This is a genomic window from Streptomyces calvus, from assembly GCF_006782915.1.
In the GTDB taxonomy this organism is placed as follows: Bacteria; Actinomycetota; Actinomycetes; order Streptomycetales; family Streptomycetaceae; genus Streptomyces; species Streptomyces calvus.
Map to the genome: position 1 here is coordinate 115,656 of NZ_VCNP01000035.1, position 24,628 is coordinate 140,283.

Genomic DNA, 24,628 nt, shown 5'->3' on the forward strand with positions numbered 1-24,628 from the left:
CGGGCACGGACGAGCCTCGCTCCTCCGCGCCCGGGGACGGGCTACTCCTCGTCGGGCTTGTCCGCCTCGTTGATCTCCTGCTCCAGGCCGAGCTGCTCGACCAGCCACTTGTCGAACTCGATCGCGGCCCGCACCCAGCTGACCGTCGAGGAGACGAAGTGCTCCAGGCTGACGCCCATGCCGATGAGCATCTGCGCCTCACCGATGAGACGGACGGTGCCGTCGTCATGGGTGTGGGTGTACACCTTGGGCCACAGGGTGCGCCGGTTCCAGTCGTCGACGGACTCGAGCAGCTGCGGCTTCTCGTCGATCTTGTGCGGACGGTCGTAGAACGTCCGGACGGAGAAGATCTGCTGGTCGCCCTCGCCGCGGAACATGAAGTAGGTGCGGAACTGCTCCCACGGCGCCGCGAGGTCACCCTCTTCGTCGACGACGTACTTGAGCTCCATCTGGTCGAGGAGCTGCTTCACGAGGTCCTGATCCGGGACGACGGGGCCCGCCGGTCCTTGGGGCTGCGGCTCGGGCTGGCCCCCGAAATTCGGAATCGAGGACGGGTCGATGGTCACCGTGAATTTCCCTTCGTACGGATCCCGCCATCCTCCCCCATGCGGGGAGGGGGGTGGCAAGCCCCGACGGGCCTGTCAGCCGAGGGCTGACTCGATCCGGTCAGTGCCGGAGTACCCGGTGCGGGACGGGCCCAACGTCCACGGGGACGCCGGGCCCGGAATCACACGGTCCACTCAGAGTGACTTCCCGGTGGCGGGACCCACGAGGAGGCCGTCCTCGAAGCGGTCCACGCGGACCGTGTCGCCGTCCTTGATCTCGCCGGAGAGGATCTCCCTGGCGAGCCGGTCGCCGATCGCGCTCTGCACCAGCCGGCGCAGCGGGCGGGCGCCGTAGGCCGGGTCCAGGCCCTCCTCGGCCAGCCAGGCCAGGGCCCCGGGCGTGACCTCCAGCGCGAGCCGGCGCTCGGCGAGCCGCTTGCCCAGGCGGTCGATCTGCAGCTGCGCGATGCGCTCCAGCTCGGCCTTGGTGAGGGCGGAGAACACCACCAGGTCGTCCAGGCGGTTGAGGAACTCGGGCTTGAAGGAGGCCCGCACCACCTCCAGGACCTGCTCCTTCTTCTCCGCCTCGGTGGTCATCGGGTCGACCAGGTACTGGCTGCCGAGGTTGGAGGTGAGCACCAGGATGGTGTTGCGGAAGTCCACGGTGCGGCCCTGGCCGTCGGTGAGCCGGCCGTCGTCGAGCACCTGGAGCAGGATGTCGAAGACCTCCGGGTGGGCCTTCTCCACCTCGTCCAGCAGCACCACGCTGTACGGGCGGCGGCGCACGGCCTCGGTGAGCTGGCCGCCCTCCTCGTAGCCGACGTAGCCGGGAGGCGCGCCGACCAGGCGGGCCACGGAGTGCTTCTCGCCGTACTCCGACATGTCGATGCGGATCATGGCCCGCTCGTCGTCGAAGAGGAAGTCGGCGAGGGCCTTGGCGAGTTCGGTCTTGCCGACGCCGGTGGGGCCGAGGAAGAGGAAGGAACCGGTGGGGCGGTCGGGGTCGGCGATACCGGCCCGGGAGCGCCGCACGGCGTCCGAGACGGCCCGTACGGCCTCGCCCTGGCCGATGAGCCGCCTGCCGAGCTCGTCCTCCATCCGCAGCAGCTTCTGCGTCTCGCCCTCCATCAGGCGGCCGGCCGGGATGCCGGTCCAGGAGGCGACGACGTCGGCGATGTCGTCGGCGCCGACCTCCTCCTTGACCATGGTGTCCCGCGCGACCTCCTCCTCGGCCTCGGAGGCGGCCTCCAGGTCGCGCTCCACGGCCGGGATCTCGCCGTAGAGCAGCTTGGAGGCGGTGTCGAAGTCGCCGTCGCGCTGGGCGCGTTCGGCCTGGCCGCGCAGCTCGTCCAGCTTCTCCTTCAGCTCGCCGACCCGGTTGAGGGACTGCTTCTCCTTCTCCCAGCGGGCGTTGAGGCCGCGCAGCTCCTCCTCCTTGTCGGCGAGGTCGCGGCGCAGCTTCTCCAGGCGCTCGCGGGAGGCGGCGTCGGTCTCCTTGCCGATGGCCAGCTCCTCCATCTTCAACCGGTCGACGGCGCGCTGGAGTTCGTCGATCTCGACCGGCGAGGAGTCGATCTCCATGCGGAGCCGGCTGGCGGCCTCGTCGACGAGGTCGATGGCCTTGTCGGGCAGGAAGCGGGAGGTGATGTAGCGGTCGGAGAGGGTGGCGGCGGCGACCAGCGCGCTGTCGGCGATCTGGACCTTGTGGTGCGCCTCGTAGCGGCCCTTGAGTCCGCGCAGGATCGCGATGGAGTCCTCGACGGTCGGCTCGGCCACCAGCACCTGCTGGAAGCGCCGCTCCAGCGCCGGGTCCTTCTCGATGCGCTCGCGGTACTCGTCCAGCGTGGTGGCGCCGACCATGCGCAGCTCACCACGGGCGAGCATCGGCTTGAGCATGTTGCCCGCGTCCATCGCCGAGTCGCCGCCGGCGCCCGCGCCGACGACCGTGTGCAGCTCGTCGATGAAGGTGATGATCTGCCCGTCGGAGTCCTTGATCTCGGCGAGGACGGTCTTCAGGCGTTCCTCGAACTCGCCGCGGTACTTGGCGCCGGCGACCATGGCGCCCAGGTCGAGCGCGACGAGCCGCTTGTTCTTCAGCGACTCGGGCACGTCGCCCTTGACGATCCGCTGGGCGAGTCCTTCGACGACGGCGGTCTTGCCGACGCCGGGCTCGCCGATGAGGACGGGGTTGTTCTTGGTGCGGCGGGACAGCACCTGGACGACACGCCGGATCTCCTGGTCGCGTCCGATGACCGGGTCGAGCCTGCCCTCGCGGGCGGCGGCGGTGAAGTCGGTGCCGAACTTCTCCAGGGCCTTGTACTGGCCCTCGGGGTCGGCGGTGGTCACCCGGCGCGCTCCTCTCGTCTCCTGGAAGGCATCCTGCAGCTTCTTCGCGGTGGCGCCCTGCCCGGACAGCACCTCGCCGGCCGCTCCGCCCTTGGCGGCGATGCCGATGAGGAGGTGTTCGGTGGAGAGGTACTCGTCGCCGAGGTCGCGGGCGCGGGCCTGGGCGTCCGCGATGACGGCGAGCAGTTCGCGGTTGGGCTGCGGCGGCGCGACGGTGGACCCGGTCACGCTCGGCAGGCCGGCCAGGACCCGCTCGGCCCCGGAGCGCACGGCGGCCTGGTCGGCGTCGACCGCGGCGAGCAGGTCCGTGATGTTCTCGTTCTCCTGGCCCTGGAGCAGGGCGAGCAGCAGGTGGGCCGGGGTGAGGTCGGGGTGCCCGTCGGTCACGGCGCGGTTGCCGGCGGCGCCCAGCGCGTCCCGGCTCCGGTTGGTCAGCTCGGCGTCCACGTTCGCGTTCTCCTCCTTGGTGACCCTTCAAGCGGCCTTCGCCGCCGACTTTCGGTGCCGACTCGGTGCCGACTGTCGTTGCTGACTCGGCCAACGTACACAAACTTGAGTCTATTCCACTCAAGGTGGTGGGCGGGAGCGTCCGAGGGGCTAAGTTCCGGGCATGGCCACCACGTACTCGGTAGATCCGGGCGATCCGGACGCGTCGTACCTCAGCTTCTGGCGCGAGAAGCACCTGTGCACGCTGACCACCGTCCGTCCGGACGGCACCCCGCACGTCGTGCCGGTGGCGGTGACGTACGACCCGGGGGCGCGGCTGGCCCGGGTGGTCGCGAACCGGTCGAGCGCGAAGGTGCGGCACGTGCTGGCGGCGGGGGCGCAGGGGGCGGCCGTCGCGGTGTGCCAGGTGGACGGGCGGCGGTGGGCGACGCTGGAGGGGCGGGCCGTGGTCCGGGACGAACCGGAACGCGTCGCCGAGGCGGAGCGGCGCTACGCGGAGCGCTACGGGCGGACGCCGCGGCCGAATCCGTCACGCGTGGTCATCGAGATCGCGCTCACCCGCGCGATGGGACGGGGATGAGCCGCACGGGCCGACCCTCACCGAGCGGCCGTTTCCGGCCATAGCGCGATCTGCGCGATACCCGGACATGTCCCGTAAAACTGCAGCGGCGTCACCGTGTTCAGGTCACGGTGACGCCGCTGCGGGGGGAAGCACCTGCGCGATCTTTTACGACGGGGGAATCGCGTCAGGCACTGCGGGGGGTGGCCGAGATGGTCCGGGGGGCCGGGGAGTCGGACTCCGTCTGCCGGCGGTCCCTCTGGTCCAGGTTCACAAAGATCATTCCGTACCGGATGGCACACCGCACGGGCTTCGGCGCTCCCCGGGGCCGCCGCAGACACCGGTACGCCCGTACGTCCCCGTCCTCGTCGCGAGTGACGACGACCGGTTCGCCGAAGACGGTCACCATCAACGAGTCACCGCTGTGGGGGATGGCGGTGACCAGGTCGATGAAGTGCCATCCGGACCGGTAGGCGGTCGCCATCTCCCTGCGGAAGGAGCGGTCGTCGGGTGGAGTGGTCACATCAACGCCCCGAGTCGACGACGATCGACGGCCAGTGGCTGTCGGCCTGTGTCCCGGTCTTCGCGTCGGAGTAACCGCTCAGCGCTCCGAAAGCCGCGACGGCGGAGAGGGCGGCTGCGAGCACCGAGCGAAGCAGTCTCTTGCGCATAGTCGGCTTCGTCCTCACGTGAAAGTCTCCTCGTTCCCCCGTCAGATAAGACGATGGCTCATTCGAACACGTCATGGCCACACAATCGGTGCATCATGTTCCTGCATGTTCAGGACCCTGGGGGGTGGAGATTTCGTGGCAAATCAGACTAAGGCGGAGCATCCCCATGCGGTGACGGAACTGTGCGAGGCAGGCGGCCGACTTTATGCCAACGCGCTCCGTGTGGGGAGACTCGCACGCGAGGAAGCGGAAGCCGCCCCCTGCCTGATCGAACTCGCCCTGCTCCACCCCGACCCGGACGACAAGAACTGGCTGCGCCCGGTGCCGCCGGCCCTCGCCCTCGCCCAGCGCCTGCACCCCATCGAACGCGACATCGCCGAACGCCGGCGGCTGTCCATCCGGCTCGCGGACGCCTTCGAGCCGTTCATGTCGCTCGGCGCCCAGGCCGTCAGCAGCGAGAACTCGATCACCGTGCTGGAGGGCAGCGCGCGCATCAACGCCGCACTCAACCTGGCCGCCACCCAGTGCCGTACCGAGATGCTCACCATCCAGCCCAGCGACGACCGCTTCTCCGAGCGCAGCATCGTGCAGGGACTCGAACGCGACAAACCCCTCATCGAACGCGGCGTGCGGATCCGCACGCTCTACCAGCACACCGCCCGCTACAGCCCGGAGAAACGGGCCTACGTGGAGCAGCTGTCCGCGGGCCGCGTGGAGTACCGGACCATCGACGAGGTGGTGGAACGCCTCATCGTCTGCGACGAGTCCGTCGCCTTCATCCCCCCCCGCGACGACCAGCAGGTCGCCCTGGAGATACGCCAGCCCGGACTGGTCCGCTACCTGATCAAGGTGTTCGAGTTCATGTGGAGCCGGGCGGTGCCGCTGTCCGCCGGCGCGCCCTACGAGACCGCTCCCGGCGGCATCACCGACATCCAGCACTCCATCGCCAAGCTCCTCGTCGAGGGCCACGTCGACGAGGCCATCGCCCGCCGGCTCGGCATGAACGTCCGCACCTGCCGCGCCCACATCGCCAAGCTCGCCGCCACCCTGGGCAGCGGCAGCCGCGCCCAACTGGGCTACCTCATCGCCCAGTCGGGAATCCTGGAGCAGGACCAGTAACCGGGAGCGAGCCACGCATGACCGGCAACGCGCACGACGACGCCCTCAAGGTCCTGGGAGAGGGCGGCCTGGACCTGTACGCCCGCGCCCTGCAGCAGGGCGGCATACCCGCCCCCGCGGCCCCCGAGGCCCCGCGCCTGGTCCGCCTCGGGCTGCTGAACCCCGCCCTGGACGATCCCGACCGCCTGGAGCCCGTCGCCCCGCACATCGCCCTGCACCGGCTGCTGCGGGCCTCCGCCGACCGCGTCGCCGAGGAACGGCGGCGCGAGGAGCGCCTCGTCGAGGCACTCCAGCCGCTGCTGCAGGCCGGCGGCGGCCCGGAACCGGCGACCGCGCTCATCACGCTGCACAGCGACAAGGAACGCATCGGCCAGGTCATCGACGAGGTGATGGCCGAGGCCCGGGAACTCCTGGCCGTCCAGCCCTACAACAGCTACACCAGCGCCGACCCGGCCCTGCACGAGGCCGCGCTGCGGCGGGACCAGGCCCTGCTCGACCGAGGTGGCCGAATCCGTGCGCTCTACCAGCACACGCTGCGTCACGCGCCGCGGCTCGCCGCCCGCTACGAACGCCTCACCGGCGACGTCGAGGCACGCACCCTGGACGAGATCACCGAGCGCCTCATCGTCATCGACCGCACGGTCGCCCTCGTCCCCGCCAACGCCGACCGCAGCTCCGCCCTGGAGGTCCGCCACCCGGCGCTGGTGGGCTACCTCGCCACCACCTTCGACCGGCTGTGGCGGCTGGCCACCCCGATGTATCCGCAGGCCGTCACGCAGCCCACCCTCAACGGCGTCACCCCCCGGCAGCGCGCCATCGCCGCGCTGCTCGTCGAGGGCCACACCGACGCCGTCATCGCCGACCGGCTCGGCATGAACGTGCGCACCGCCCGGGTGCACATCGCCAAGCTCGCCGCGACGCTCGGCAGCCAGAGCCGGGCCCAGCTCGGCTACCTCATCGGACGTTCCGGGATCCTTGATCCGGAAGCGTGAGGGGCACCGGCGCGGGGCGGCGCGGGCCGTCCAGGCCGGCCTGCGCGATCCGGACACCCAGCTGGGTGCGGCTGGCCGCGCCCAGCGTCTCCGACAGCCGGGCGATGTGGGCCCGGCAGGTGCGCACGCTGATGCCCAGCCGTTCCGCGATCACCGCGTCCTGGTGGCCCTCCGCCAGCAGCGCGGCGATGGACTGCTCACGGTGCGAGATGCCCTCGATGCCGGTGTCGGGCAGCGGGGCGGTCAGCGGGATGGCGAGCCGCCACAACCGCTCGAAGACCGTGCCCAGGTACTCCACCAGCGCCGGGTGCCGCAGCTCCAGCGCCATCGAGCGCTCGGCGTTGGCGGGGATGAAGGCGACCGTGCGGTCGAACAGGATCAGCCGCTCGATCACCTCGTCCAGGGTGCGCGCCTCCACCGCGTCGCCCATCAGTTCCAGATAGGTGAGCAGCCCCTGCCCGTGCCGGGCCACGTGCGTGTACAGGTCCCGCATCCGCACCCCGCGGCCGCGCAGCGCCATCGCCCGGTGCAGGCCCTCCGACAGCTCCGCCTCGCGCCGGATGCCGCCCGGCTGCACCGTGAGCACCTCGGTGGTGCACGCCTGGGTGGCCTCGTCCATCGCGGCCTGGATCCGGGCCAGCCCGTCCAGCACCCGGATCGCCGGGCCCTCCGCCGCCGACGGCGACGACGGCACGGGGCGGCCGAGACCGGCGTACCACTCGAAGGCCGCCACGGCCGAGCCGACCCGTCGCTGGCTGGCGCTGATCTCGTCGTACATGCCGCGCAGCAGCCGGGTCATGACCTCCTGCGGGGCGGTCGGCACCAGCCAGTCCATGTCGTCGGGATCCGGGTGCAGCAGCGCCAGCTCCAGCAGGCAGGGCACCGGCTCCGCGTCCCGCCGCGGCAGCCGTCCGCGCCGTACGGCCCGGGAATACACCCGATCCCCGGCCTCGCACAGTCGGTCAGCACCGTGAGGATGCTCGTCCGTCCCGTGCCCGGCCATCGCCCGTTCCACCCCCGGTTCAGCCTCTTCCGCAGCGCAACTATGCGCGGCCGAAACCGGCTGTGCAACACGCTCCCGCCCCGCACCGGCCCGGGGACCGGCCGGGTGGCCGAAAATCGCCGGAGGGTCAGGTCAGGTTGACCGCCGCGCAGGCCGCCTGGAGCCTCGCGGTGCAGATCTCCGACACCTTGTAGATCTTGTCGGCGACGACGGTGTCCCCGATGTTCTCCTTGGTCAGCGCGACCACCGGCACCAGCTGCGCCGGAATGTCCTTGGTGGTGGGGCTGTCCACCCGGTCGCGGGTGAGCGCGTCGAACTGGATGTCACGGCCCTGGACCTTCGCCACCGCCATCTCGGCGGCGCTCTCGGCCTCCTCCGGGTATGACTTGTACACGCTCATGTACTGCTCGCCGGCGAGGATCCGCTGGACCGCCGCGAGCTCCGCGTCCTGGCCGGTGATCGGGGGCATGTCGGTCACACCGGCCGCCTTCAGCGCCTTGACGATGCCGCCCGCCATGCCGTCGTTGGCGGAGTAGACCGCCTCGATGTTCTCCGCGCCGATCGCGTTGATCGCCTCGGTCATGTTGGCCTGGGCGTTCTCCGGCTTCCAGTCCTTGGTGTCGAAGGACTTGGAGATCGTCACCTTGCCCTTGAGCTCGGACATCGCGCCGGCCTTGAACTGCTTGGCGTTCGGGTCGGTCGGCGAGCCGTTCATCATCACGATCTTGTCGGTGATGCTGAGGTCGTCCCCGAGGGACTCCAGCAGCGAGCGGCCCTGCACCTCGCCGACCAGCTCGTTGTCGAAGGAGATGTAGGCGTCGATCGGGCCCTCGGCCAGCCGGTCGTAGGCGATGACCGGGATGCCCGCGTCCTTGGCCTTCTGCACGCCGGGCGCGATGGCGTGGGCGTCGACCGCGTCCAGCACGATGACGTCGACCTTCTTGTCGACCATCGCCTGGAGCTGGCTCGACTGCTTGCCGGCGTCCGCGTCGGCGTTGGCGTACTCGACCCTGCCCTTGTTGTCGGTGAGCGACTCCACCTTCGCCTTGAAGATGGGGTGGTCGAACTCCTCGTAGCGGGTGTTGGCCTTCTCCGGCAGCAGCAGCCCGACGGTGATGTCGTCGCCCTTGGTCGGGCTCGCGTCGTCGCTGCTCCCCGTCGCGTTGAGCACGCCGCAGCCGGCGAGCATGACGGACACGGAGGTGGCGGCCACGGATATGGCGATACGGCGCATGCGAGGGCTCACTTCAGGTGCGTTCCGGACGTGGGCACAGCTTTGTGGCCCATGTGACTGAAAAGACAACGCTTCAGCCCCCACCGTCGTCAAGGGGGACCACTTAACGAGATGGACACAGCACGGTGCGCTGAAATCGTGGAGAACCTGCGGACGGAACGGGGCGGCAGCCTGGACCGGCGCACATACCGCGACCACACATGTGTTCCCGGACAGCGGACGGGCCCGGAGGTTCCATGAACCTCCGGGCCCGGCGCGGTACTTCACGACGCGTCAGTCCGACTGCTGCCGCTTCGGCCTCCACACCACGAGCGCGCTGGTCTGCTGCACTTCCTGGTACGGGACCAGATCGCGGCGGTAGGAAGCGTGCACCGCGGCCTCGCGCTGCCGCATCGCCGCCGCCGCGCCGTCCAGGGCGTCCTCCAGTTCGGCCACGCGGGCCTGGAGGGCGGCGACCTGGTTCTCCAGTTCGATGATGCGCTTGATGCCGGCCAGGTTGATGCCCTCGTCCTGCGACAACTGCTGCACCTGGCGGAGCAGTTCGATGTCGCGGGCCGAGTAGCGGCGCCCGCGGCCGGCGGTACGGTCCGGCGACACGAGTCCCAGCCGGTCGTACTGGCGCAGGGTCTGCGGGTGCAGGCCGGAGAGCTGGGCCGCCACCGAAATGACGTAGACCGGTGTGTCGTGGGTCAGTTCATACGGGTTGCGTCGACGGCCGTCCATCTGACATCAAGCTCCCTTCGCGGCCTGGAACAGCTCCGCCCGCGGATCCTCCTCCGCGGTCGCCTCGCGATACGCCTCCAGCGCGTCACGAGCCTTCCCCGACAGATCCTTGGGAACACTCACCTCGACGGTGACCAGCAGATCGCCCCGGGTGCCGTCCTTGCGGACCGCGCCCTTGCCCCGGGCCCGCATGGTCCGGCCGTTGGGCGTGCCCGGCGGCAGCTTCAGCGTGACCGGCGGACCGCCGAGCGTCGGCACCCGCACCTCGCCGCCGAGGGCCGCCTCGGCGAACGTGACCGGCACGGTGACGGTGAGGTTGTCGTCCTTGCGGCCGAACACCGGGTGGGCGCCGACGTGCACGACGACGTACAGGTCACCGGCGGGACCGCCGCGCTCGCCCGGCGCGCCCTTGCCGCGCAGCCGGATCCGCTGGCCGTCGCTGACGCCCGCGGGGATGCGCACCTGCATGGTCCGCGAGGACTTGGCCCGGCCGCTGCCCTTGCAGACCTCGCAGGGCTCCTCCGCGATCAGGCCCCGGCCCTTGCAGTCCGGGCACGGGTCGGTGAGCGAGAAGCCCCCGCCGGAGCCCCGGGCGACCTGCCCGGTGCCGACGCAGGTCGGGCACACGCGCGGTGTGCCGTTCTTGTCGCCGGTGCCCGAGCAGGCCTTGCAAGGCGCCTGCGACGACATCCGCAGCGGGACGGTCGCGCCCTCGATCGCCTCGGTGAAGCTGAGCGTCACCTCGGACTCGATGTCCTGGCCGCGCCGCGGCTGGGTACGCGTGGTGCCCGCGCCGCCGCGGTTGAACAGGCCCCCGAAGACGTCACCCAGACCGCCGCCGAAGCCGCCCGGCTGGCCGCCGGGCTGCCCGCCGAACAGGTCCCCGAGGTCGAAGTTGAAGGAGCCGCCGCCCGCGCCCGGCCCCGGACGGAAGCCGCCGTTGCCGAAGAGCGCGCGCGCCTCGTCGTACTCCTTGCGCTTCTTGGGGTCGCCGAGGATGTCGTTCGCCTCGGAGATCTCCTTGAACCGCTCCTCCGCCTTGGTGTTGCCCTTGTTGGCGTCCGGGTGGAACTCTCGGGCGAGTTTCCGGTACGCCTTCTTGATCTCGGCCTCGGTGGCGTCCTTGGGGACGCCGAGGACCTTGTAGTAGTCCTTCTCGATGAAGTCCTTGGTGCTCATCCCCGACGTCCCTCCTTCCCTGCGTGAGTGTCGACGTCAGCCCTCCTCCGGGCCACCGCTCTCCTTGTTCTCCGCGTCCGTCTTCGCCTCGGCGCCCTCTTCGGCCGGCTTGGCCGTCTGCGCGCCCGGCTGCGGCTCGGCGACGGCCACCCGCGCGGGGCGGATGGTGCGCTCGCCGATGCGATACCCGGGCTGCAGGATCGCCACGCACGTCGTCTCGGTGACGTCGGGTGCGTAGCTGTGCATCAGCGCCTCGTGGATGGTCGGGTCGAAGGGCTCGCCCTCCTTGCCGAACTGCTGGAGTCCCATCTTGGCGATGACGGTCTCCAGCGACTCCGCGACGGACTTGAATCCGCCCACCAGTTCGCCGTGCTCGCGTGCCCGGCCGATGTCGTCGAGCACGGGCAGCAGCTCGGTCAGGAGGTTCGCGACGGCGATCTCCTTGACCGCGACGCGGTCGCGCTCGACCCGGCGGCGGTAGTTCTGGAACTCGGCCTGGAGGCGCTGGAGGTCGGCGGTGCGCTCGTTGAGCGCCGTGCGCGTCTGGTCCAGCTGGGCCACCAGGGCCGCGTCCTGGCCCGTGTCCCCGGCCGGGGCCGCCCCCTCCTCCGCGGAGGGGGCGGGAGCGGCCTTCGACTCGGCGTCGTCGGAGGGGACGTCGGGCTGCTGCGACTGCTCGTCGAAGCCCGGGGTCTCCTCGGTCACGCCGCACCGTCCTTACGGTCCTCGTCGACGATCTCGGCGTCGACGACGTCGTCGTCGGCCTTGGCCTCGCCGCCGGTGGCGCCGCCGGCCGCCTGGGCGCCCTGGGCGTCCGCGTACATGGCCTGGCCCAGCTTCTGGGAGACGGCCGCGACCTTCTCCGTGGCGGTGCGGATCTCGGCGGTGTCCTCGCCCTTGAGCTTCTCCTTCAGCTCGGCGACGGCGGCCTCGACCTCGGACTTCACGTCACCGGGGACCTTGTCGCCGTTGTCCGCGAGGAACTTCTCCGTCTGGTAGACGAGCTGCTCGCCCTGGTTGCGGGACTCGGCGGCCTCGCGGCGCTTGTGGTCCTCCTCCGCGTAGCGCTCGGCCTCCTCGCGCATGCGGTCGACCTCGTCCTTCGGCAGCGAGGAGCCGCCGGTGACGGTCATCTTCTGCTCCTTGCCCGTGCCCAGGTCCTTGGCGGTCACGTGCATGATGCCGTTGGCGTCGATGTCGAAGGACACCTCGATCTGCGGGACGCCGCGCGGCGCCGGCGGCAGACCGGTCAGCTCGAACATGCCGAGCTTCTTGTTGTACGCCGCGATCTCGCGCTCGCCCTGGTAGACCTGGATCTGCACCGACGGCTGGTTGTCCTCGGCCGTGGTGAAGATCTCGGAGCGCTTCGTCGGGATCGTGGTGTTGCGCTCGATCAGCTTGGTCATGATGCCGCCCTTGGTCTCGATGCCGAGGGACAGCGGGGTGACGTCGAGCAGCAGGACGTCCTTGACCTCGCCCTTGAGGACACCGGCCTGGAGCGAGGCGCCGATGGCGACGACCTCGTCCGGGTTCACACCCTTGTTGGCCTCCTTGCCGCCGGTCAGCTCCTTGACGAGCTCGGCGACGGCGGGCATGCGGGTGGAGCCACCGACGAGGACGACGTGGTCGATCTCGTTGACGGAGATGCCGGCGTCCTTGATGACGTTGTGGAACGGCGTCTTGCAGCGCTCCAGCAGGTCCGCGGTCAGCTGCTGGAACTGGGCGCGGGTGAGCTTCTCGTCGAGGTGCAGGGGACCCTCGGCGGAGGCGGTGATGTAGGGGAGGTTGATCGAGGTCTCGGTGGACGAGGACAGCTCGATCTTCGCCTTCTCGGCGGCCTCGCGCAGACGCTGCAGCGCCATCTTGTCCTTGGACAGGTCCACGCCGTGACCCGACTGGAACTGCTTGACCAGGTAGTCGACGACGCGCTGGTCCCAGTCGTCACCACCGAGGTGGTTGTCACCGTTGGTGGCCTTCACCTCGACGACACCGTCACCGATCTCCAGCAGGGAGACGTCGAAGGTACCGCCACCGAGGTCGAAGACGAGGATGGTCTGGTCGTCCTTGTCGAGGCCGTACGCCAGGGCGGCGGCCGTCGGCTCGTTGACGATGCGCAGCACGTTCAGACCGGCGATCTCGCCGGCCTCCTTCGTGGCCTGGCGCTCGGCGTCGTTGAAGTACGCCGGGACGGTGATGACCGCGTCGGTCACCTTCTCGCCCAGGTACGCCTCGGCGTCGCGCTTCAGCTTCTGCAGCACGAAGGCGCTGATCTGCTGCGGGTTGAAGGGCTTCCCGTCGAGCTCGATCTTCCAGTCGGTGCCCATGTGACGCTTGACCGACCGGATGGTCCTGTCGACGTTGGTCACGGCCTGGCGCTTGGCCACCTCACCGACCAGCACCTCACCGTTCTTGGCGAAGGCGACGACGGAAGGCGTGGTCCTGGCGCCCTCGGCGTTGGTGATGACGGTGGGCTCGCCGCCCTCCAGAACGCTGACGACGGAGTTAGTCGTGCCCAGGTCGATGCCGACCGCACGTGCCATTTCGATTCCTCCAGCTGACTTGAGTGGAACGGACTCAAGCATGCATGACACCCGCCGCAGGGTCAACAGAGCTGAGTCGAGCGGACTCAACTCTTATCCGCTTCTTACACGCAACTGCCCTGTGACCTGCGACGATGCATCGGAAGATCGCTGACGAGGACGGAAAACAAGGGTGACGGGAAGCCGTACGAGCGCCAGTACGACGACGGCGACCACCGCCCCCGTCCACAGCAGCGCCTCCCCGGACACCGCTCCGGTATGCACGCCGACCCCGACGACCGTCCCGCCCAGCGCTCCGGCGCCGAGCAGCATGGTCACCGCACGCGGAGCGAGCCCGAGCCGCCGCAGCCGGTGCCCGAGATGGTCCGGCCGCCCGCGCGTCACCGGCCACCGCGCCAGCCGCCGCCCGAGCACCACCAACGCGGCGTCGGCGCACGCCACCGCGGTCAACGCGAACAACACCCCGGCGCCGGTCCCGATTCCCTGCCCGGCCCGCGCGTACACCGCCGCCGAGGCGACGAGGAACCCCGTGAACAGCGAGCCGCCGGCGCCGAGCCCCGCCCGCGCGGGATGCCAGTTGTGCAGCAGGAACCCGGCGAGCGCGGCGGCCAGCACGCTCAGCAGCACCGCGATCCCCTCCATCAGCTCCACCGCCGCACAGGCCGCCGCCCCGAACGCGGCCACCACCCCCACACCCCCGGCCAGCCCGTCGGCGTGGTCCAGCCCCCGGAAGGCGCCGGCCACCCCGGCGATCCACACCACCGCGAGCGCCCCGCCGGCCACCCCGGTCTCCCCGTACGGCACGACGAGCGCCGCCGCCACCGCCGTACCGGCGAGCGGCACCCACCACCGCAGCCGCCGGACGTCGGCGGCCAGGCCGAGCACCGCGACACAGCCGGCGGCGACCACCGTCTCCACGACCCCGCTGCCGAGCGGCACGACCCCGCTCTCGTCGCCGACGGCCGCGACCAGGCAGGTCACCACCGCGACGGCCACTCCCCCGGACAGCGGCACCGGGCGCCGCCGCCTGCGGTCCACGACGCCCAGGCGCAGGGCGGGGACCCGCAGCAGCGCCGTCAGGACGGCGGACAGCAGCAGGGCAGCGGCAGCGGCGACGATTCCGTAGAGCACGGATATAAGTTAGGGGCATATGGACCGATTTAGCGCGAATAACACGTTCGGATCCCGACCGCCGCCCGGGACGCCCCTCGTGTCGCCGAAACGGGTGGCCGCAACGGCCGCCCGCCGGGACGGACGGCCGGAACGGGCGGCCGAAAACCAGTGGCCGGGACCGAGCGGCCGACAGGAACGGGCGGCCGAGGACCAGTGGCCGGGACCGGACAGTCGGCAGGAACGGGCGGCCGAGGACCGGTGGTCCGGACGGACTCCGTGGCGGCGCGAACCGCCGTGACGGACCCCTCGCTGCACGGACTGCCGGAGTAGGCAACCCTCAGCGACCCAGATCACCCCGTGCCCGGCTACAGTGCGGCAGAAGATGGGGGTAGTCTCGAACGGACTGCATAAGTTACCGCTTAGTAATCACGGGGAAGCCGTTCAGGAGCCCCGACGAATCCCCTCGCAGGCCCGAGGAGCCCCGAAATGCAACTCGCCGCGATCATCGTGTCGATGGTCCTGATGGCAGTCGGCGTCGCCCTGTTCGGCCGTGCCATCCTGCAGATCTTCCGCTTCATGACACTCGGCCAGCCGATCCCGGCCGGATCGCGGACCAACGACCCCGTGCTGCGCACCATCACCGTGGCGAGGGAGTTCCTCGGCCACACCAGGATGAACCGCTGGGGCGTGGTCGGCATCGCGCACTGGTTCGTGGCGATCGGCTTCTACACACTGCTGCTGACCATCGTCAACGCCATCGGCCAGCTGTTCCAGGCCGACTGGGTGCTGCCGATCATCGGCAACTGGGCGCCGTACAACGTCTTCGTCGAGTTCATCGGCACCATGACGATCGTCGGCATCCTGGCGCTGATCGTCATCCGGCAGCTGTCCCGGCCGGGCAAGCCGGGCCGCAAGTCCCGCTTCGCGGGCTCCAACACCGGCCAGGCGTACTTCGTCGAGACCGTCATCCTCATCGTGGGCGTCTGCATCTTCATGCTGCACGCCCTCGAAGGCGCCCAGCACCACGTGGACGGCTACGAGGCGTCGTTCTTCATCTCCTACCCGGTGGTGTCGTGGCTGGAGGGCATGGACGTCTCCACGCTCCAGAACCTCACCTACTTCTTCGCCGGCCTGAAGATCGCGACCTCCTTCATCTGGATGATCACGGTCGCCCTGAAGACCGACATGGGCATCGCCTGGCACCGCTTCCTGGGCTTCCCGAACATCTGGTTCAAGCGCAACGCCAACGGCGACACCTCGCTCGGCGCGCTGCTGCCGATGACCTCCGGCGGCAAGCCGATCGACTTCACCGACCCCGGTGACGACGACGTCTTCGGCGTCTCCCAGGTCGAGCACTTCTCCTGGAAGGGCCTGCTGGACTTCTCCACCTGCACCGAGTGCGGCCGCTGCCAGTCGCAGTGCCCCGCCTGGAACACCGGCAAGCCCCTCTCCCCCAAGCTCCTGATCATGTCCCTGCGCGACCACGCGCACGCCAAGGCCCCGTACCTGCTGGCCGGCGGCGGCAAGACCATGGAGGGCGAGGAGAAGGCGTCCGAGGAGCAGCTGGCCGGGGTGCCCGCGGCGGCGCTGGCCGAGGCCGAGCGCCCGCTGGTCGGCACCGTCGAGGAGAACGGCGTCATCGACCCGGACGTCCTGTGGTCCTGCACCACCTGCGGCGCCTGCGTCGAGCAGTGCCCCGTCGACATCGAGCACGTCGACCACATCGTCGACATGCGCCGCTACCAGGTCATGATCGAGTCCGCGTTCCCGTCCGAGGCGGGCACGATGCTCAAGAACCTGGAGAAGAAGGGCAACCCCTGGGGCCTGGCGAAGAAGCAGCGCCTGGAGTGGACCAAGGAGGTCGACTTCGAGGTCCCGGTCGTCGGCAAGGACATCGAGGACCTCTCCGAGGTCGAGTACCTGTACTGGGTCGGCTGCGCCGGCGCCCTCGAGGACCGCGCGAAGAAGACGACGAAGGCCTTCGCCGAACTCCTCCACATCGCGGGCGTCAAGTTCGCGATCATGGGCGGCGACGAGAAGTGCACCGGTGACTCCGCCCGCCGCCTCGGCAACGAGCCCCTCTTCCAGGAGCTCGGCATGGAGAACGTCATGTCCCTCAACGCCGCCTTCGGCGAGGAGATGGACGACGACGGCAAGGTCACGGCCGAGTCGAAGAAGCCCAAGTCGGCGAAGAAGATCGTCGCCACCTGCCCGCACTGCCTCAACACCCTCGGCAACGAGTACCCGCAGCTCGGCGGCGACTACGAGGTCATCCACCACACCCAGCTGCTCCAGCACCTGGTGGACGAGGGCAAGCTGATCCCGGTCACTCCGGTCGAGGGCCTCATCACCTACCACGACCCGTGCTACCTGGGCCGCCACAACAAGATCTACACGCCGCCGCGCGAGATCATCGGCAAGGTCCCGGGCCTGCGCAACGAGGAGATGCACCGCCACAAGGAGCGCGGCTTCTGCTGCGGCGCCGGCGGCGCCCGGATGTGGATGGAGGAGCGGATCGGCAAGCGCATCAACAACGAGCGCGTCGACGAAGCCCTCTCCCTCAACCCGGACATCGTCTCCACGGCCTGCCCGTTCTGCCTCGTCATGCTGACCGACTCGGTCAACGGCAAGAAGAACGACGGCAAGGCCAAGGAGTCCATCCAGGTCGTCGACGTGGCCCAGCTGCTGCTGGAGTCCGTGAAGACCCCGGCCGACCCGGCGGGCGACGAGGAGAGCGAGAGCGCTCCGGAGCCGGAGCCGGTGAAGTAGCGCTACACCTGAGGCCGGAGGGGCCGTCCGACCGACCGACACCGTCGGTCGACGGGCGGCCCCTCCGCCGTGTCCGGGCCGACTGCTCGACGTCCGCCCCGGCCGGGATGCCCGGCGCCCGCGGCACCCGCCCCGGCGGAATGCCCGCACCCCAGCGGCACCACCCCCACCGTCCCGGCCCCACGTCCGTCTCCGCCACCCCCCTCACCCGCCGTCCCCACTCACCCGCCGCCCCCTCTCACCCGCCGTCCCCCCTCACCCGCCGTCCCCACCGTGACGTCCGTCCTGCGGAGGACCCGACCGCGGCGGCCCCCTACGGCGGACGGAGCCGCGGCCTGACGACCCCTTAGGGGATGTCACAGCTCGGCCGCAATGCCCCTCCCGAAACCCGGGCCCCGGCACGCGACCGCCCGGGACCAGGTACGTTCGAAGGCGTGGCTGGATTCAGGATCGGACGCGGCCGGAACAACAACGGCGCTCCTCACGCGCGACCGCAACACCCCCCGCACGGACAGCAGACGCCGCAGGGGCCGTCGTACGGCTACCCGCAGGCGCCGCAGCCGTACCCGCAGCAGCCGCCGTACGGCAACGGCGGCGGCGCCGGCCCGTGGCCGGCCACGAGCGGCGGCTACGGAGGCCACGGCGGTCCCGGGAGCCACGGCGGTCACGGCGAGCCCGAGTACTTCGGCGACGGCGCCCACCCCGGCGGTCACGGCGCCCCGGGCGTCCCGCACGACCCGTACGCGGCCAACAACCCGGGCCACACCCAGGCGTTCACGATCGGCGAGGACCCCTACAACCAGGGCGACACCTACCGCGCCGGCTCCGCCCCGCCCACCGGCCCGGTCGGCCCCCGCCTGCACTGGAAGGAGCTGCTCAAGGGCATCGTCCTGTCGCCCGCCCAGACGTTCCTGCGGATGCGCGACTACTCGATGTGGGGCCCGGCCCTCGTCGTCGGCCTCCTCTACGGGCTGCTGGCCGTCTTCGGCTTCGACACCGCCCGCGAGGACGCGATCAACGCGACCCTGTCGAACGCCGTCCCGATCGTCCTGACGACGGCCGTCGCGATGGTGCTCAGCTCGTTCGTCCTCGGCGTGGTCACCCACACCCTCGCCCGTCAGCTCGGCGGCGACGGGGCCTGGCAGCCGACGGTCGGCCTCTCCATGCTGATCATGTCCCTCACGGACGCGCCGCGCCTGGTCTTCGCCATGTTCGCCGGCGGCGACGCCCCGTTTGTGCAGATCCTCGGCTGGGCCACCTGGGTGGCGGCCGGTGCCCTGCTCACCGTGATGGTCAGCCGCTCCCACGACCTGCCCTGGCCGAAGGCGCTGGGCGCGTCGGCGATCCAGCTGATCGCACTGCTGTCGATCGTGAAGCTCGGCACGTTCTGACCTGGCGGCCGCCCCCGGACAGGGCTCCCGGTCGACCGGGGGCCCTTTCCTGTGCCCGGGCCCGCCAAGGCGCCAGCGTGCCGTGCCCGTGCGGCGCCCGTCGTCGAAGCGCAACGATGCCTGCGTGACGGCGAGTCGTCCGGGAGACGGGACAGCACGTCGTCCCCCGTGGCGCGGTCGCCCGCCGCGCCGGCATTCCGCGCGCCCTACCTCACGTCGTGGGCGTCCACCAAGCGCGACGGCTGTGCGGAAGCTGCCTGGGAACGGTCGGTCTCGTCCTGCACGAGCAGGGAGAGCAACGAGGCCACGGACAGACCGGCTTCCGCCGGGTGGCGCAGCACCTTGTCCGGCTCGATGCGATACGTGTTCGTACGCCCGTCGCGGGTGTGGGAAAGATAACCGTCCTGCTCGAGATCGGCGATGATCCGTTGAACGGCACGCTCCGTGAGCCGACAGCGGGCTGCGATGTCACGGATCCGGACGTTCGGGTTGTCGGCGATGGCCGCCAGTACACGCGCGTGATTGGTGACGAACGTCCATCCGCTGTGAGATTCAGGGACTCCGACCATGCACGGCATTTTAGCCGCCCTCCATTGCCGGAACCTCGATACATGACATACTTTTCGCGTAACATCCTTCATGATCCTTCGGGATCATCCCAGGAGGGACCCAAAGGTGTACGTGGACGAGGGCGCCGCACCTGGGCGCAAGAGCAGCGGAGTCGCCCCGCAGATACTCGGTGGGATCGAGGTGTCGCGGTACGAGTGGCGCGGCGCCGGCGTCGTTTCAGCCTGCGGCTCCTGTGACATACAGTCCATCCAGCCGCTGGCGGACGCGCTCAGCGCCGCGGCCAGAGACCACCACAGGGTGATCCTGGACGTCTCCGGCATCGGCTTCGCGGACTCCGCGCTGCTCAATCTGCTGATCCTCGCCCACCAGAAGGTTCAGCTGTACGTGGTCGCGCCGACGCGGCAGCTGCAACGGCTCCTGGAACTCACGGGCATGGACTCCGTCCTCGACATACGGGCGACGGTGGAGGAAGCCGTCGCCTGAAAAGTGCCGTTCCCTGGGGCCACCGACACGTGAACCCCCGGCGGACGCCGGGGGTTCACGTTCACATCCCGCTTCCGCGGGGAAAGCCGTGCGAGGGCTTGTCACACGTCAGAGGGCTTCCCGGTTCGGCCGGGCCGTTCCCTGCGACCTGGACACCGGTGGCAGCACACTCCACGGGAAGTTGATCCACTCGTCGGTCCGCTTCCACACGTACTCGCACTTCACCAGCGACTGCGTCTTCTCGTAGACGACGGCGCTGCGCACCTCGGCGACGGCGTCGAGGCAGAAGTCACGGACGAGCTTCAGCGTCTTGCCGGTGTCGGCGACGTCGTCCGCGATCAGCACCTTCTTGTCGGTGAAGTCGATGGCGTTGGGCACGGGCGCCAGCATGACCGGCATCTCCAGCGTGGTCCCCACGCCCGTGTAGAACTCGACGTTCACCAGGTGGATGTTCTTGCAGTCGAGCGCGTAGGCGAGCCCGCCCGCGACGAACACACCACCGCGCGCGATGCTGAGCACTATGTCGGGCTCGTACCCGTCGTCGGCGATGGCCTGCGCCAGCTCGCGGACGGCCGTGCCGAACTGCTCGTAGCTGAGGTTCTCCCGCATCCCGCTCACACCTGCGTCCGATGGAAGTTGACGTAGGACCGCGAGGCCGTGGGCCCGCGCTGCCCCTGGTACCGGGACCCGTACCGCTCACTGCCGTACGGGTGCTCGGCCGGCGAGCTGAGCCGGAACATGCACAGCTGCCCGATCTTCATCCCCGGCCACAGCTTGATCGGCAGCGTCGCGAGATTGCTCAGCTCCAGCGTCACGTGCCCGGAGAACCCGGGGTCGATGAACCCGGCGGTGGAGTGCGTCACCAGCCCGAGCCGCCCCAGCGAACTCTTCCCCTCCAGCCGCGACGCCAGATCGACGGGCAGCGTGATGACCTCGTACGTACTGGCCAGCACGAACTCACCCGGATGCAGAATGAACGGCTCGTCGCCCTCCGGCTCCACGAGCCGGGTCAGATCCGTCTGCTCGACGGACGGGTCGATGTGGGGATAGCGGTGATTCTCGAACACCCGGAAGTAGCGGTCGAGGCGTACGTCGATGCTGGACGGCTGCACCATGGATTCGTCGTAGGGATCGATCCGCACCCGCCCGGCGTCGATCTCGGCCCGGATGTCCTTGTCTGAGAGAAGCACGCCCCGAGGATACGCAAGGCGCGCGGAGCAGCGACAACCGCCGCCGCGCCGCGCGCCCACGCCCTCTGTCTCTACCGCTCTCCCGTGCCCTTCGCTACCGCTTCTGAAGGGTCACCGGCACGACACTGCGAAGCCGCGCACAGCGCGGACACCGCACGAGCCGGCCGGGGCCGAGTCGCTCGGCCTGCTGCATCGGGAACGAGGCGGCGGTGAACACGTGCCCATCGGCACAGCGGACGACGGTGCGCTCCATCAAGTCCAAGAGTCCCTTCCCCAAGAGCCGCGTCTGGCTAACTGCCCTGACGACAAAAGGCACATTACGGGATCAAAGAGACGCCGCTCCAGGCGGCACCCCGGCACCTGCCCGACCCCTCCACCGTACGCCCCAACGCCTGCCCCCCGCAGCCGCATCCACCCCTGAAACACCGTCAGGCCCCCGGGGCTCGAACACCGGAGGCCTGGCATGAGGTAGAGTGAAGCAGCGTCCAGATCACCGCCCGCGGGCGGACCCTGGATCTTACGCGGGTGTAGTTTAATGGTAGAACATCAGCTTCCCAAGCTGAGAGCGCGAGTTCGATTCTCGTCACCCGCTCCATGTGAAACCCCCAGGTCATTGACCCGGGGGTTGTTTGTTGTCTGGACCAGTGAGCGGGCTGCGCACCACAACCGCACCATAGGGACGCGCTACCCGTCGGCGGTCATCTCGCTGTGGTGCGGGTGGTCGCCGGTGTGGTTCTTCGCACGCTCGGCACGGACCATGTCGTCGAGCCCTGCCGCCACGTCGCGCTGCCGCTCCTCGTCGGAGTGCTGATAGATCAGCGCGGCTTTCTCGGACGACTGGCCGGCGCGGACCATCGTGTCCTTGAGGGTGGCGCCGGAACGGGTCGAGAGCGTGTGCCCGGTGTGACGGAGGTCGTAGAACCGGAAATCGTCAGGAAGCCCGGCGGCCGTGCGCGCCCGTCGCCACTTCCGCCCGAACGAGGTGCGCCGGAAGGGCGCTCCCTTCTCCCCGATGAAGACCAACCCGTCCGGCCCCTTCTCGGCGAACCAGGCGAGATGTTGCCGCACCTCCTTGTGCAGGAAGGCCGGGAGGACGACGGCCCGCACACCCGCACCCGACTTGGTCTCGCCGGGAGCACGCTTGCCGTTAGTCCGTTCCGGCTCTGCGACGCGGACGCGGATCACCATGCGGTCGAGGTCGACGTCCCGGCGGCGGAGGCCGGCCAGCTCCTCGGGGCGCATCGGGCCGTAGGCGCCGAGGTAGACCATGAGGCGCCAGCGGATGCCGATCGCGTCGGCGAGGGCGTCGACCTGGGCGACGGTGGCGATACGCCGTTCAGCGGCCGACTCCTTGCCCGCGCCCTTGATACGGCAGGGGTTGCGGCTGATCAGGTCGTCGTCGACAGCCGTCTCGAGGATGCCCTTGAGGAGGCGGTACGACTTGGCGACGGTCGTCTTGGCCTTGGTGGTGCGCAGACGCTCGGCACGCCACTCGCGCACACGCGGAGCGGTGATCTCGTCCAGGTCGAGGGCGCCGAAGGCCGGGAGGATATGCAGGCGCAGGAGGTGGCGGTACAAGTCCTCTGTACGGACCGCCAGCTCTCGTTCTTCGACCCACTTCTCCGCGTACGTGCCGAAGTTGACCGCGCCGGCGTCGGGTGCGCGCCAGTCCCCGCGGCTGAGGTCGGCTTCGACCTGGGACAGCCAGACCTCTGCGTCCTTCTTCGTCTCGAAGGTCTCTTCCGCACGAATGCGCTCGCCATCGGGACCGAGGTAGGAGGCAGTCCAGCGACCGGAGCGGTACTGACGCACCGCGCCGAAGCGGCGACGCCTTCCCTTCTTGTTGGCCATCAGGCAGCCCTTCCGTAGCGAGAGCGGGATCGCCTGATCGGCTCGACCGTGCGGGCCCGGAGGAACTCGTCGACCGCGCTCTCCGGGATGCGGACGTGCCTGCCCACCTTCACGTACCGGATGCGCCGCTCCTCGATGAGGCGACGGGGGAAGCGGGTTGTGGTGCCGAGCAGTTCGGCGACCTGGTCGACGGAGAGATGGCGCTCAGCCATGGGTGGGCTCCCCTTCGGTTCCGGGGGCGGGTTCGAGGGTTTCGGTGAGCCAGGCTTCGGCGTCGGTGAGGCCGGTACCGGCGTAGACCCAGTGGGCGAGGACGAGCGTGGTCGTCTCCGGGCCGTCCTCGTTCGCGGTTGCGGCTTGGGCGCGGCGGTATTCGGCGCGGGCGGTGCGGAGGGCGCCGAGGGTGGTGGAGTAGCGGCGGGACTTGGTGGAGAAGTGGCCGCGGAAGCCGAGCATGTGGGCCCAGGCGCGCAGGCGGAGGTGTTCGAGGTCTTTGCGGGCGCCGAGGGTCCAGGCTGCGCGGATGAGGCGTCGGGCGTGGTCGGTGATGTCGAGCTGGGCGAGTTCGGCGAGGAACTTCAGCGGGCGGTCGAGAGCGCCGGTCGCGGTTTCGGCGCCCTTGGTGGCGTACTTGGCGATGTACGCGGCCACGGCGCGCTCGGTCAGCTCCTGGCCGCCGCTGAAGTCGGCGGAGCGGATGGTGCGGACGTCGAGCTGACGGCCGAAGGCGAAGGTGTGCGCCCGGCCGTCGATCACGGGGCCGTCGACCCGGGCCGAGGTGGCGGCGGCGCGGATGGCATCAGTGAGCAGCTCGGCGGTGGCCCAGACCGGGGGCGGGGTGTCACCGCCTTCCGGGCCGTCGATGCGAATCACCGCATGGAAGTGGACCGCACCGCGCTTCTGGTACTCGGCGACCTTCGCGAAGGACACACGCGCGTACTCGCGGAAGTCCCGCTGTGTCAGGCCGGCCCGCTTGGCGACCTCCCGGCGGAGGTAGATCGAGAAGCGCCGCCACAGGAGGCCGGCGTGCGCGTTCCACAGGACGGCCGCTTCGTAGTCGTAGGTGTCCGGGTCGAGTGGGGTGCCGAGGACGGGGTCGTCCTGGTCGTGAAGGGTGCCGCAGCGGCAGCGGCGAACGGTCCGTGCCGGACCAGTAGGGCGGTTGTGGACCGGGCCGAAGCCGGGGGCGGTGAACGTGGCGAAGACGCGCGGGTGTGCGGCGACACGTTCGGGGACGCCCTTGCCACCACGCAGGCCCGAGGTGATCAGGTGGAAGGTGTCGCGGCGGTAGACCTCTGCACAGGCCGCACAGCGGGTCGTGCGGCGGTTGTTGCAGCGGACCAGAAGGTGACCGGCCGGGAGGCTGGAGGAGTCGAGGTGGTGGAGGACGTTGCCGATCTCACCGGTGCGGGTGTTCACGTCGTACTCGGTGCGGTGGCCGTCGAGGCGGATCGGGTGGGTGCAACCGCCCAGTCCGGAGAGTTGGTGGGCGAGCTGGGGGAGGTTGCCAAGAGAGGCCAGCTTGGAGAGTTCCGCCAGCGGGGGCGGAGTCTGCCGGGTGATGATGGGGGTTCCTTTCGGCTGTTACGGCGGTTGGGAGGGACGGCCCCGGGGCGGCGGGATGCTTGGCGGCTTGTTGCCGCCCCGGTGGCCGGTCAGCGCTTGGTCGCGCTGGTGACGAGGGAGCGCAGGACGACGGCGGCGACGGCCACCGAGACGGCCGTGACGGCGACCGCCGCCAGGAGCGCGGTGAGGACGACGCCGACGACGACCACGGCGGCGACCGGGCCGACGTACGGGGCGAGGGCGCGGCCGGCGGAGGGCGCCGGGTTGTGGGTGTGGTGGTGGGTGGGAGTGGTAGGGGTCGGGACGTCGGGCAGCTTGGGACGGAACATGGCGGATC

Annotated in this window: 24 protein-coding genes and 1 tRNA gene; 7 read left to right on the plus strand and 18 right to left on the minus strand. The window is 70.1% G+C overall.

The genetic code is table 11. From position 1 onward, the window contains the following. Positions 1 to 41 precede the first annotated feature (41 nt). Together FGW31_RS16110 and clpB are read right to left on the minus strand one after the other, a co-directional pair. Positions 42 to 566 (minus strand): YbjN domain-containing protein, encoded by a 525-nt coding sequence (locus FGW31_RS16110; RefSeq protein WP_142194110.1) that lies wholly within the window; start codon positions 564 to 566, stop codon positions 42 to 44. 174 nt (positions 567 to 740) lie between these two features. After that, on the minus strand, positions 741 to 3,338 hold the full coding sequence (clpB, locus tag FGW31_RS16115; protein ID WP_142194111.1) for an ATP-dependent chaperone ClpB: 2,598 nt from the start codon (positions 3,336 to 3,338) through the stop codon (positions 741 to 743). Between the two features lie 163 nt (positions 3,339 to 3,501). Between clpB and FGW31_RS16120 the strand changes: the two genes are divergently transcribed. After that, the gene (locus FGW31_RS16120; protein WP_142194112.1) at positions 3,502 to 3,918 is read left to right on the plus strand and encodes a pyridoxamine 5'-phosphate oxidase family protein; all 417 of its coding nucleotides are present in this window, start codon (positions 3,502 to 3,504) and stop codon (positions 3,916 to 3,918) included. A 166-nt stretch (positions 3,919 to 4,084) separates the two neighbouring features. On the opposite strand, the gene FGW31_RS16125 is transcribed toward FGW31_RS16120, so the two are convergent. Beyond that, positions 4,085 to 4,420: a Rieske (2Fe-2S) protein gene (locus FGW31_RS16125; RefSeq protein ID WP_142194113.1), complete on the minus strand. Its 336-nt coding sequence runs from the start codon at positions 4,418 to 4,420 to the stop codon at positions 4,085 to 4,087. Position 4,421: 1 nt separating this feature from the next. Further along, the gene (locus FGW31_RS35030; protein WP_167530057.1) at positions 4,422 to 4,568 is read right to left on the minus strand and encodes a hypothetical protein; all 147 of its coding nucleotides are present in this window, start codon (positions 4,566 to 4,568) and stop codon (positions 4,422 to 4,424) included. A 105-nt stretch (positions 4,569 to 4,673) separates the two neighbouring features. On the opposite strand from FGW31_RS35030, the gene FGW31_RS16130 reads away from it, so the two are divergent. Together FGW31_RS16130 and FGW31_RS16135 are read left to right on the plus strand one after the other, a co-directional pair. Then, positions 4,674 to 5,687, plus strand: coding sequence for a helix-turn-helix domain-containing protein (locus tag FGW31_RS16130; RefSeq protein ID WP_142194114.1), 1,014 nt, complete (start codon positions 4,674 to 4,676; stop codon positions 5,685 to 5,687). A 17-nt stretch (positions 5,688 to 5,704) separates the two neighbouring features. Continuing rightward, positions 5,705 to 6,679 carry a helix-turn-helix transcriptional regulator gene (locus FGW31_RS16135; protein WP_142194115.1) on the plus strand — a complete coding sequence of 325 codons (975 nt, stop codon included), beginning with the start codon at positions 5,705 to 5,707 and terminating at the stop codon, positions 6,677 to 6,679. On the opposite strand, the gene FGW31_RS16140 is transcribed toward FGW31_RS16135, so the two are convergent. From FGW31_RS16140 to FGW31_RS16170, 7 genes are all read right to left on the minus strand, one after another. Then, positions 6,642 to 7,682 (minus strand): helix-turn-helix transcriptional regulator, encoded by a 1,041-nt coding sequence (locus tag FGW31_RS16140; protein ID WP_142194116.1) that lies wholly within the window; start codon positions 7,680 to 7,682, stop codon positions 6,642 to 6,644. The genes FGW31_RS16135 and FGW31_RS16140 overlap by 38 nt on opposite strands. A gap of 127 nt (positions 7,683 to 7,809) precedes the next feature. Beyond that, complete coding sequence (locus FGW31_RS16145; RefSeq protein WP_142194117.1) at positions 7,810 to 8,916, minus strand: sugar ABC transporter substrate-binding protein; 1,107 nt, start codon at positions 8,914 to 8,916, stop codon at positions 7,810 to 7,812. Positions 8,917 to 9,189: 273 nt separating this feature from the next. Beyond that, positions 9,190 to 9,639, minus strand: a complete 450-nt coding sequence (locus tag FGW31_RS16150; RefSeq protein WP_142194118.1) for a heat shock protein transcriptional repressor HspR — start codon at positions 9,637 to 9,639, stop codon at positions 9,190 to 9,192. Positions 9,640 to 9,645: 6 nt separating this feature from the next. Next, positions 9,646 to 10,818 carry a molecular chaperone DnaJ gene (dnaJ, locus tag FGW31_RS16155; protein ID WP_142194119.1) on the minus strand — a complete coding sequence of 391 codons (1,173 nt, stop codon included), beginning with the start codon at positions 10,816 to 10,818 and terminating at the stop codon, positions 9,646 to 9,648. A gap of 36 nt (positions 10,819 to 10,854) precedes the next feature. Further along, positions 10,855 to 11,523, minus strand: coding sequence for a nucleotide exchange factor GrpE (gene grpE / locus FGW31_RS16160; RefSeq protein WP_142194120.1), 669 nt, complete (start codon positions 11,521 to 11,523; stop codon positions 10,855 to 10,857). After that, positions 11,520 to 13,358, minus strand: a complete 1,839-nt coding sequence (gene dnaK, locus FGW31_RS16165; RefSeq protein WP_142194121.1) for a molecular chaperone DnaK — start codon at positions 13,356 to 13,358, stop codon at positions 11,520 to 11,522. Before dnaK ends, grpE begins: the two co-directional genes overlap by 4 nt. 93 nt (positions 13,359 to 13,451) lie before the next feature. After that, on the minus strand, positions 13,452 to 14,489 hold the full coding sequence (locus tag FGW31_RS16170) for an MraY family glycosyltransferase (RefSeq protein ID WP_142194122.1): 1,038 nt from the start codon (positions 14,487 to 14,489) through the stop codon (positions 13,452 to 13,454). A 468-nt stretch (positions 14,490 to 14,957) separates the two neighbouring features. Between FGW31_RS16170 and FGW31_RS16175 the strand changes: the two genes are divergently transcribed. Continuing rightward, on the plus strand, positions 14,958 to 17,240 hold the full coding sequence (locus FGW31_RS16175; RefSeq protein ID WP_142194123.1) for a (Fe-S)-binding protein: 2,283 nt from the start codon (positions 14,958 to 14,960) through the stop codon (positions 17,238 to 17,240). Positions 17,241 to 17,593: 353 nt separating this feature from the next. Beyond that, positions 17,594 to 18,631, plus strand: a complete 1,038-nt coding sequence (locus FGW31_RS16180) for a Yip1 family protein (protein ID WP_142194124.1) — start codon at positions 17,594 to 17,596, stop codon at positions 18,629 to 18,631. Positions 18,632 to 18,837: 206 nt separating this feature from the next. On the opposite strand, the gene FGW31_RS16185 is transcribed toward FGW31_RS16180, so the two are convergent. Then, positions 18,838 to 19,200 (minus strand): helix-turn-helix transcriptional regulator, encoded by a 363-nt coding sequence (locus tag FGW31_RS16185; protein ID WP_161176456.1) that lies wholly within the window; start codon positions 19,198 to 19,200, stop codon positions 18,838 to 18,840. Between the two features lie 106 nt (positions 19,201 to 19,306). On the opposite strand from FGW31_RS16185, the gene FGW31_RS16190 reads away from it, so the two are divergent. Continuing rightward, positions 19,307 to 19,684 (plus strand): STAS domain-containing protein, encoded by a 378-nt coding sequence (locus FGW31_RS16190; RefSeq protein ID WP_233452496.1) that lies wholly within the window; start codon positions 19,307 to 19,309, stop codon positions 19,682 to 19,684. Positions 19,685 to 19,792: 108 nt separating this feature from the next. Here FGW31_RS16190 and FGW31_RS16195 read toward each other — a convergent pair whose 3' ends face one another. Together FGW31_RS16195 and dcd are read right to left on the minus strand one after the other, a co-directional pair. Continuing rightward, complete coding sequence (locus FGW31_RS16195; protein ID WP_142194127.1) at positions 19,793 to 20,302, minus strand: phosphoribosyltransferase; 510 nt, start codon at positions 20,300 to 20,302, stop codon at positions 19,793 to 19,795. After that, positions 20,299 to 20,874 (minus strand): dCTP deaminase, encoded by a 576-nt coding sequence (gene dcd / locus FGW31_RS16200; protein ID WP_142194128.1) that lies wholly within the window; start codon positions 20,872 to 20,874, stop codon positions 20,299 to 20,301. The genes FGW31_RS16195 and dcd overlap by 4 nt, the downstream gene beginning before the upstream one ends. A gap of 521 nt (positions 20,875 to 21,395) precedes the next feature. Here dcd and FGW31_RS16205 point away from each other — a divergent pair. Beyond that, positions 21,396 to 21,469: transfer RNA gene (locus FGW31_RS16205), tRNA-Gly, on the plus strand. Between the two features lie 89 nt (positions 21,470 to 21,558). Here the strand turns inward: FGW31_RS16205 and FGW31_RS16210 are convergent. From FGW31_RS16210 to FGW31_RS16225, 4 genes are all read right to left on the minus strand, one after another. Next, positions 21,559 to 22,725 carry a tyrosine-type recombinase/integrase gene (locus FGW31_RS16210; protein ID WP_142194129.1) on the minus strand — a complete coding sequence of 389 codons (1,167 nt, stop codon included), beginning with the start codon at positions 22,723 to 22,725 and terminating at the stop codon, positions 21,559 to 21,561. Further along, positions 22,725 to 22,937 (minus strand): excisionase family DNA-binding protein, encoded by a 213-nt coding sequence (locus tag FGW31_RS16215; RefSeq protein WP_142194130.1) that lies wholly within the window; start codon positions 22,935 to 22,937, stop codon positions 22,725 to 22,727. The genes FGW31_RS16210 and FGW31_RS16215 overlap by 1 nt, the downstream gene beginning before the upstream one ends. Continuing rightward, on the minus strand, positions 22,930 to 24,246 hold the full coding sequence (locus tag FGW31_RS16220; protein ID WP_233452500.1) for a replication initiator: 1,317 nt from the start codon (positions 24,244 to 24,246) through the stop codon (positions 22,930 to 22,932). Before FGW31_RS16220 ends, FGW31_RS16215 begins: the two co-directional genes overlap by 8 nt. Before the next feature lie 134 nt (positions 24,247 to 24,380). Beyond that, positions 24,381 to 24,620: a SpdD protein gene (locus FGW31_RS16225; RefSeq protein WP_142194132.1), complete on the minus strand. Its 240-nt coding sequence runs from the start codon at positions 24,618 to 24,620 to the stop codon at positions 24,381 to 24,383. Positions 24,621 to 24,628: the final 8 nt, after the last annotated feature.